This window comes from Paraburkholderia sp., from assembly GCF_035948235.1.
Taxonomy (GTDB): domain Bacteria; phylum Pseudomonadota; class Gammaproteobacteria; order Burkholderiales; family Burkholderiaceae; genus Paraburkholderia.
On record NZ_DASZJJ010000222.1, the window covers coordinates 1 to 7,882 of the forward strand.

At 62.6% G+C, this 7,882-nt stretch carries 7 protein-coding genes; 5 read left to right on the forward strand and 2 right to left on the reverse strand.

The annotated features are described in order from the left end of the window. Together speB and VG320_RS19190 are read right to left on the reverse strand one after the other, a co-directional pair. Window positions 1–884, reverse strand: an 884-nt coding sequence (speB, locus tag VG320_RS19185) for an agmatinase (RefSeq protein WP_327201668.1), incomplete at its 3' end; no start/stop codon positions are given. A 133-nt stretch (window positions 885–1,017) separates the two neighbouring features. Further along, window positions 1,018–1,857, reverse strand: coding sequence for a helix-turn-helix transcriptional regulator (locus VG320_RS19190; RefSeq protein WP_327201669.1), 840 nt, complete (start codon window positions 1,855–1,857; stop codon window positions 1,018–1,020). A 269-nt stretch (window positions 1,858–2,126) separates the two neighbouring features. Here VG320_RS19190 and VG320_RS19195 point away from each other — a divergent pair, with 269 nt between their 5' ends. The 5 genes from VG320_RS19195 to VG320_RS19215 form a co-directional block, all read left to right on the forward strand. Then, window positions 2,127–2,474 carry a cupin domain-containing protein gene (locus VG320_RS19195; RefSeq protein WP_103706179.1) on the forward strand — a complete coding sequence of 116 codons (348 nt, stop codon included), beginning with the start codon at window positions 2,127–2,129 and terminating at the stop codon, window positions 2,472–2,474. 119 nt (window positions 2,475–2,593) lie between these two features. Beyond that, window positions 2,594–4,033: an FAD-dependent oxidoreductase gene (locus VG320_RS19200; protein ID WP_327201673.1), complete on the forward strand. Its 1,440-nt coding sequence runs from the start codon at window positions 2,594–2,596 to the stop codon at window positions 4,031–4,033. A gap of 62 nt (window positions 4,034–4,095) precedes the next feature. Next, window positions 4,096–5,025 (forward strand): LysR family transcriptional regulator, encoded by a 930-nt coding sequence (locus VG320_RS19205; RefSeq protein WP_327201670.1) that lies wholly within the window; start codon window positions 4,096–4,098, stop codon window positions 5,023–5,025. Between the two features lie 230 nt (window positions 5,026–5,255). Then, a complete protein-coding gene (locus VG320_RS19210) occupies window positions 5,256–6,854 on the forward strand; it encodes a purine-cytosine permease family protein (RefSeq protein WP_327201671.1) in 1,599 nt (532 codons plus the stop codon). A 421-nt stretch (window positions 6,855–7,275) separates the two neighbouring features. Then, on the forward strand, window positions 7,276–7,882 hold a 607-nt coding region (locus tag VG320_RS19215), incomplete at its 3' end, for an argininosuccinate synthase domain-containing protein (protein ID WP_327201672.1).

The following is a 7,882-nucleotide window of genomic DNA, read 5'->3' on the forward strand; positions in this document are numbered from 1 at the left end:
GTAGTCCCAGCCTGATCATACGGCGGCGACACTTCAACAAGATCGGCGCCCACAACATTAAGCCCCTTCATCCCGCGAATAATCTCGAGTCCTTGCTGCACAGTCAGCCCACCGACTTCAGGCGTCCCCGTCCCCGGCGCAAAAGCCGGGTCCAACCCATCAATATCGAAGCTCAGATAAACAGGCGTATCGCCCACACGCTCACGCACCTGAGCCATCAGCGGAGCAAGCGATTTATTCCAGCACTCCTCAGCCTGCACAACAGTAAAACCCTGCGCCCGACACCAATCAAAATCATCAGCGTGATAACCCGTGCCACGCAAACCAATCTGCGTGACCTTGTCGCACTGAAGCAGCCCATCTTCCACAGCGCGCCGGAACGGCGTTCCATGCGCGATTTTCTCGCCGAACATGGTGTCGTTCACATCGGCATGCGCGTCAATATGAACCACGGCAACCTTGCCGTATTTCTTATGCAACGCACGCAAAATCGGCCACGCGATCGTATGATCGCCACCCAGCGTAATCGGCCGGCAGCCATTCGCGACAATCGCGTCATAAGCCTCTTCGATCAGACGGATCGAATCCTTCAAGTCGTACGGATTGGTTGCGACGTCACCAATATCCGCCACCTGCAGCGAATCGAACGGCGCGGCACGCGTGGCCATGTTGTAAGGCCGCAGCAGCACGGATTCCGAGCGGATCTGGCGCGGCCCGAAGCGCGCGCCCGAGCGGTTCGAGGTGCCCAGGTCCAGCGGCACACCCACGAAACAGGCGTCGAGGCCTTCGGTCGTGTCGGCCTGCGGCAGGCGCATCATCGTGGCGATGCCGCCGAAGCGCGGCATGTCGTTGCCGCCCAGCGGCTGGTTGAGTTCGCGTTGCATGTGGGGTGTCTCCGATCGTTGAGTGCTATCGATTGATGCAGTAAAGCGATCGGGCGATGGTAGGCGAACAGGGTACTGCGCGAATTACGAAGTTGAGATGTTCACATCGACGGAAATCGATGCAAAGGGGCCTTTACAGCGCCGTGAGGCAAGGGGAAGCATGTCCCCAGCCAATCAGTTCGCGCTTCGTGCGCACGCCGAGCTTCGCGAATGCACGCTTCACATAAGACTCCGCCGTGGCAGTGCGCACGCCCAGAATCTGCGCCGCCTCGGGCACCGTCTTGCCGGTGATGAGGTGCGCGCAGATTTCATATTCGCGTTTGGAGAGCTTCACGCCGTCCGCCGCGATGCGCGCATCGAATTGCGCAAGCGGATGCAGATACGAGGTGGGATGCGCGACGCGCCGCGCCGCGCTGGTAGACGCGTGCAGTTCGAGCAACGGAAACAGAAAGTCGCTCACATGCCGAAAGCGGTTCATTTCCGCGAGCGAAAACGGCGGCGCGTGCAAGGCGCGTTCGAGCGCAATGGAGTGCTGCGCGTGGCGCGTGCCGCGCGCAAGCACGCATTCGTGAGCAATGAGCGCTTCGTCGAACAGGCGCTGGCGGAATTCGCCGGGCGGAATCGCGCCGATATCGCGCACCACCAGCATCGTGCCTATCTTGCCGCGTATGCCCGCAAACAACGGATCGCTTTCGTAGAAGCGATCGTAGTAGAGCGTCATGACTTCGGAAATCGTGCCGGAGTCCATGCCCACGCCGCCGCTGCCCACCCACTCGCAGCGAAAGCCGTTGGGCATGTTGCTGTCCACGCGCGAACGCTCGATATGGACGACATTCAGCGGCACTACTTCATTGAGCAGCAGCGTAAGGCGCGGCACGAAATCCGGCGTGCCGACGGCTTCGATGACGTTGCCGAGCGTTTTGAACGACAGCGGAAAACTGGATTGTTCTTGAGGGGGTACGGGAATCAGCATGGCGTGCCCCAGATTTAAAGGCCAAATCATTATAGCTGAACCGCTGCATGCCCCGTTAGACGGGGTTTTCAGGGCTTTTGTCCGCACCGTTCCAAAGCGCCCGCGCCTGCCAATGGGCGTTCCAAAAAGCGTCAGATCGAATCGGCGGAATCACGCGAAACGCATCTTGCCCCCCTTGAGGGGGGGCATACCGGGGCAGCGCGACCCGGCAACATTGCCGCACCGATTCAATGAACACGTCGGCAACGACAAAAGACACAGGAACGAGCATGAGCAAGCTGATTCAGGACATCAAGGAACTGGGCGCAGGTCTGGGCGAATACACCAAGCTGGAATACGGCATGGACGAAGGCGACTGGCGCGCGGCCGAAGGCACGAACGGCAACTACGTGATCGGCTTCTGGGAAGGCAAGGTCGGTTCGGTCGAGTTCCCTGAAACGGGCGCCGACGAAGCTTGCTGGCTCGTCGAAGGCAAGATCGCGCTGACCGACGTGAACGGCGCGCGCAAGGAATTCTCGGCAGGCCAGGGTTATCTGCTGCCCAAGGGTTTTGCGGGCAAGTGGGAAACGATCGCGGACGCGAAGAAGTTCTACGTCCTGCTCGAACCGCAACAGTAAATACAGCGATTTTCATCGCAAGCCGCGCCGCCCGCTTCAGGCGACTGGCGCGGCGCCGTCCCCCCGCTTTAAGCAGTGAAGCCATCATGAGCGATAGCGCGCAACTCTACGAAGCCGGCATGGGTGCATCCGCACCGGCCGCCAAACGCGAATCGACGCGTAACCCCGCTGCCTTGGGCGTGGAAGAAGCGCTCTCGCGCACCAAGCTTTCTCCCTACTGGCTCGACAATCCGGCACAGCCGCCCGCCGAGCCGAAACTGACACAAGACACGCGCGCCGATCTGCTGATCGTCGGCGGCGGCTTCACGGGCCTGTGGGCCGCCGTGCAAGCCAAGGAACAGATGCCCGAACTCGACGTCGTGGTGATCGAGGCGGGGCGCGTCGCGCATGGCGCTTCGGGCCGCGCGGGCGGCATTATTTCGACTTCGGTGATGCACGGTCTGCCCAACGCAGTGCGCGTGTTCCCGAACGACATCGCGCAACTGGAAGAATTCGGCCATCGCAATCTGGATGGTTTCGAAGAGACGCTCAAGCGCTACAACATCGACGCCGATATCGAATGGAACGGCGAGATGACCGTGGCGGTCGATCCGGATCACGTCGAGCATCTGCAGGCCGATTACGATCTGCACACGGAATACGGCCACAACGTTCAACTGCTCGACGCCAAAGCCACGCGCGAACAACTGGATTCGCCGCTGTTCGCGGGCGCGCTCTGGTCGCGCAATCGCAGCGGCATCGTGCATCCGGCCAAGCTCGCCTGGGGTCTGAAGCGCGCGGCGCTTTCGCTGGGCGTGCGGCTCTATGAATACAGCCCGCTCGTCACCGTCACCGACGAAGGCGAGACCGTGTTCGTCAAGACGCCCGAAGGCAGCGTGCGCGCACCGCGCGTGCTGTTCGGCAGCGGCACCGCGAAAGTGGGTATCGCGGACATTAACCGCCGTGTTCTGCAGGTGCGCGATCACGTGCTGGCCACCGAGCCGCTCACCGACGAGCAACTCGCGCGCATCGGCTGGAAGAACCGTCAAGGCATTTACGACACGCGCACGCAGCTCAATTATTTCCGCCTCACGAAGAACAACAACATTATCTTTGGCGGCCTGGTGAGCTATCACTTCGACGGCGATCCGAATCCGGCGCAGGACGAGCAGCGCGAAACCTATTACCGGCTCGCGCAGGCGTTTTACAAGACCTTCCCGCAACTCTCGGACGTGCGTTTCTCGCACGCCTGGGGCGGTCCGATCGATTACTGCTCGCGCGGCTCGGTGTTCGCCAAGCGCTATCTCGGCGAGAAGGCCGTGTTCGTGGCGGGTTATACGGGCTTTGGCGTGGCGGCGAGCCGCTTCGGCGCCTTCATGGGTCTGAACCTGTTGTTCGATCGCGAGAGCCCGGAACGCGAACTCGATATCGCCAAACTGAGCCCGACCTATATCCCGCCCGAGCCGGTGCGCTGGCTGGCGGCCAAGGTCACCTTCCACGCCTTCGACGGCGCGGACGAAGAGGGCGGCTGGAAGCGCGCGTGGATCAAGGGCATCAAGGCCTTGGGCTTTCCGATGTGATGTAAGCGTGGCGCCTGTTGATGCAAACATCGGCGGGCGCCGCTAAAGCAATACGAAGCGGCATGTTCTCCAATACCTCCGACCTCGATCTTCGCCTCGTGCGCGTCTTCCTCGCCGTGGTGGACGCGCGCGGCATCACTGCCGCCGAAGCGACGCTCGGCGTGCGCCAGTCCACCATCAGCTCGCAGCTTTCCGCGCTGGAAGCACGCGTGGGCTTCACGCTTTGCGAGCGCGGACGCGGCGGTTTCCGGCTGACCTCGAAGGGCGAGCGATTTGTCAGTTCGGCGCGCGCGCTGGTGGCCGCGACTTCGCAGTTCGTCGCCCAGGTGCGCGATATCGACCGCAAGCTTGTGGGCACGTTGTCGATCGGGCTGATCGGGCAGGCCTCGCACGTGGAGAACGCACGGCTCGCGGAAGCGATTGGCGCGTTCCGCAAGCGCGACCAGGCCGTGCGCTTCGCGATGCGCGTGGCGCCGCCGCAGGAGCTTGAGGAAAGCCTCGTGAACCAGCAACTCGATCTGGCCATCGGCTATTTCTGGCATCGCGTGGCGGGCCTGAGTTACACGGAGCTTTTCAGCGAGCGTCAGGTGATCTGTTGCGGGCGCGGACATCCGCTCTTTCACGAAGGGCCGCATGTAACGCTCGACGATCTGCGTGCGCACGACTGGATCTGGCGCAGCTATCCGGTGCCCGAGGAACTGGCGAGCATCGGCGAGCGTCAGGTCACAGCAATCGCGGACAGTATCGACGCGGCCACCGTGCTGATTCTCTCCGGCAGTCACATCGGCTATCTGCCGGAACACCATGCGCAGGCGTTCGAACAGCGCGGCTTGATCCGCGTACTGGGACGCACGGCTTTCGGCTTTGACGTGCCCTTGCATCTGGCCGTGAAACGCGGCGCCGCCGATAAACCCATCGTGCGCGCGTTCTGCGACGACCTGCTCAACGTTTATGGTGCGCAGAACGTGGAGGAGGAGCGCGCGTGCGCCTGAAGCACGCGAGAGAACAAAAAAATCGACTGGTTTAGATGCACGCGCAACCAAAAAGACCGATGTGCAGAAACATTGGCCGTGTATGAAGTGAACGTTTGAAATACGCAATATGGCGCGCATTCGAGTGATTTAGAGTGACCGCCAGAGTTGAGGACAGTGCGCGGATTCCACCGCGCGACGGGATACCGGCAAGGCGCGAGCCAGGCCCAGGCCCCAAGGAGTGAGACACCATGGCAGAGAACACCAGCATCACGCAAATCGAGACCTTCGGTTTCGAACGCATTCCCGACAAGTCGCGCTATGCGCGGCCCATCGATCTTTTCCGGCTGCTGTTCGGCGGCTGCAATACCTTTTCCACCTCCGTGCTGGGCGCCTTTCCGGTGCTCGTCGGCCTGTCGTTCAAGGCCAGTCTGTGGTCGATCGTGATCGGCGTGCTGGCCGGCACCTTCATCCTCGCGCCGATGAGTTCGTTCGGCCCGCGCAACGGCACGAGCGACCCGGTTTCGTCGGGCGCGCACTTTGGCATTCATGGCCGGATCGTCGGATCGTTCCTCGCAATCCTGACTTCCGTGGCGTTCTTTTCGCTGGCGGTGTGGAGCTCGGGTGACGCGCTGGTGGGTGGCGCGCACAACATGGTGGGCCTGCCGCAGAACGGCTGGACGCTCGGCGTCGCCTATATGGTGTTCGCCGTGCTCGTGCTGGTGGTTTGCATTTACGGCTTTCGCTTCATGCTGTGGGTCAACAAGATCGCCGTGTGGGCCGCGAGCCTGATGTTCGTGGTTGGCGTGTTCGCATTCGCCAAAACCTTCGACATCCATTACGCGGGCACCCTGCAGCAAGGTAGCGCGGGCTTCTGGGCCGCCTTTATCGGCGCGGTGCTGGTGGCGCTGAGCAACCCGGTTTCGTTCGCCTCGACGCTGGGCGACTGGGCGCGCTACATTCCGCAGACCACGCCGCGCTATCGCGTCATGGGCGCCGTGTACGCCGCGCAGATCGCCACCTTCGTGCCGTTCTTCTTCGGTCTTGCGACGGCGACCATCATCGCCACGCACGCACCAAGCTTTATTACGTCGAACGACTACGTGGGCGGTCTGCTGGCGGTGTCGCCGCGCTGGTTCCTGCTGCCGATGTGCCTGATCGCGATCATCGGCGGGATGTCGACGGGCACGACCGCGCTCTACGGCACGGGCCTCGACATGTCGAGCATGTTCCCCAAGTACCTCAACCGCGTGGGCGCCACGTTGCTGATCGGTACGCTGGCGATTGCCTTCATCTTCATCGGCCGCTTCGCGTTCAATCTGGTGGAGAGCGTGTCGACGTTCTCGACGCTGATCTGCACGTTCAGCTGCCCGTGGATGGCGATCATGGTGATCGGCTATATGCAGCGCCGCGGCTTCTATCTCGCCGACGATCTGCAGGTGTTCAACCGCGGTGGCCGCGGCGGCCACTACTGGTTCACGCACGGCTGGAACCTGCGTGCGATGGGCGCCTGGCTGCCGGCGGCTTTCCTTGGCCTGTCGTTCGTGAATCTGCCGGGCCAGTTCGTCGGGCCGCTGGGCAACCTGGCGGGCGGCTGCGACCTGAGCGTGCCGGTGTCGTTCATCGTGGGCGGCGTGCTGTATCTGGCGCTGCTGTGGCTGGTGCCTGAACCCGATGCCGTGTACGGCCCGCAAGGCCGACGTTTCGTGCGCGGCGGCAAGGCTGCCGCTGCCGCGTCGGCTACGCCGGTGACGGCGCGCGCTGGCGCGAAACCTGCCGCCCGCAAGCGCGAAGAGCAGGACGCGGTGGGTATGAGCCCGGTGCAGCGCGTGCGCGAATACGCTGAATAAACAAGAGGTGGGCAGGGGAAGTGAAGCGGCCGGCGCGCATAGCGTCGGCCGCTTTTTTTTGTCCGACGATCGCTCCCTTTCTCGTATCAACCTTTTCAGCCGATCAAAAAGCCCGTCTAGCAGCCCGATTTGCCCAAAAACCGCTGAAATGGTTCGGGAAATGTTCGAAAGGCTTTAAAATCATCGATTCCTCGCAGGACCGCCGTGCTGATCCCGGCCTTTTTCCGCAGCCAGCCATGGCGCGGAAGGCTTGATGGGGACGCATCGATGCGGCCCGAGCGCCGGAGGGCAGGGCGCGATCGGCTAAACTGTATGGCTCGCGCGACCGGCTTCGGCAAAGCGCCCCTGAGCGGCCCGACCACTTTCACACCCGTTGCAGCACTAGCGGCGGCGGGTCAATGCATAGACTGGATGAACAACCATGAGCACGATTCTCGAATCTCTTCCGACCGGCCAGAAAGTCGGCATCGCGTTTTCCGGCGGCCTTGACACCAGCGCCGCACTGGTCTGGATGCGCAAGAAGGGCGCCGTGCCCTACGCCTACACCGCCAACCTGGGCCAGCCCGACGAAGAAGATTACGATGCGATCCCGCGCCGCGCGACCGAATACGGCGCAGAAGGCGCGCGCCTGATCGACTGCCGCGCGCAGCTCGTGGCTGAAGGCATCGCCGCGCTGCAAAGCGGTGCGTTCCACGTCTCGACCGCCGGCGTCACCTACTTCAACACCACGCCGCTGGGCCGCGCCGTGACGGGCACGATGCTCGTCGCCGCGATGAAGGACGACGGCGTGAACATCTGGGGCGACGGCTCGACCTACAAGGGCAACGACATCGAGCGCTTCTACCGCTACGGCCTGCTGGTCAACCCGGACCTGAAGATCTACAAGCCGTGGCTCGACCAGACGTTCATCGACGAACTCGGCGGCCGTGCGGAAATGTCGGAGTTCATGAACCAGCAAGGCTTCGCGTACAAGATGTCGGCTGAGAAGGCCTACTCGACGGACTCGAACCTGCTTGGCGCAACGCACG

Coding starts and splice junctions, on each gene's coding strand:
- VG320_RS19195 (WP_103706179.1), top strand. CDS start 2,127: ATGAGCAAGCTGATTCAGGACATCAAGGAACTGGGCGCAGGTCTGGGC.
- VG320_RS19205 (WP_327201670.1), top strand. CDS start 4,096: ATGTTCTCCAATACCTCCGACCTCGATCTTCGCCTCGTGCGCGTCTTC.
- VG320_RS19190 (WP_327201669.1), bottom strand. CDS start 1,857: ATGCTGATTCCCGTACCCCCTCAAGAACAATCCAGTTTTCCGCTGTCG.
- VG320_RS19200 (WP_327201673.1), top strand. CDS start 2,594: ATGGGTGCATCCGCACCGGCCGCCAAACGCGAATCGACGCGTAACCCC.
- VG320_RS19210 (WP_327201671.1), top strand. CDS start 5,256: ATGGCAGAGAACACCAGCATCACGCAAATCGAGACCTTCGGTTTCGAA.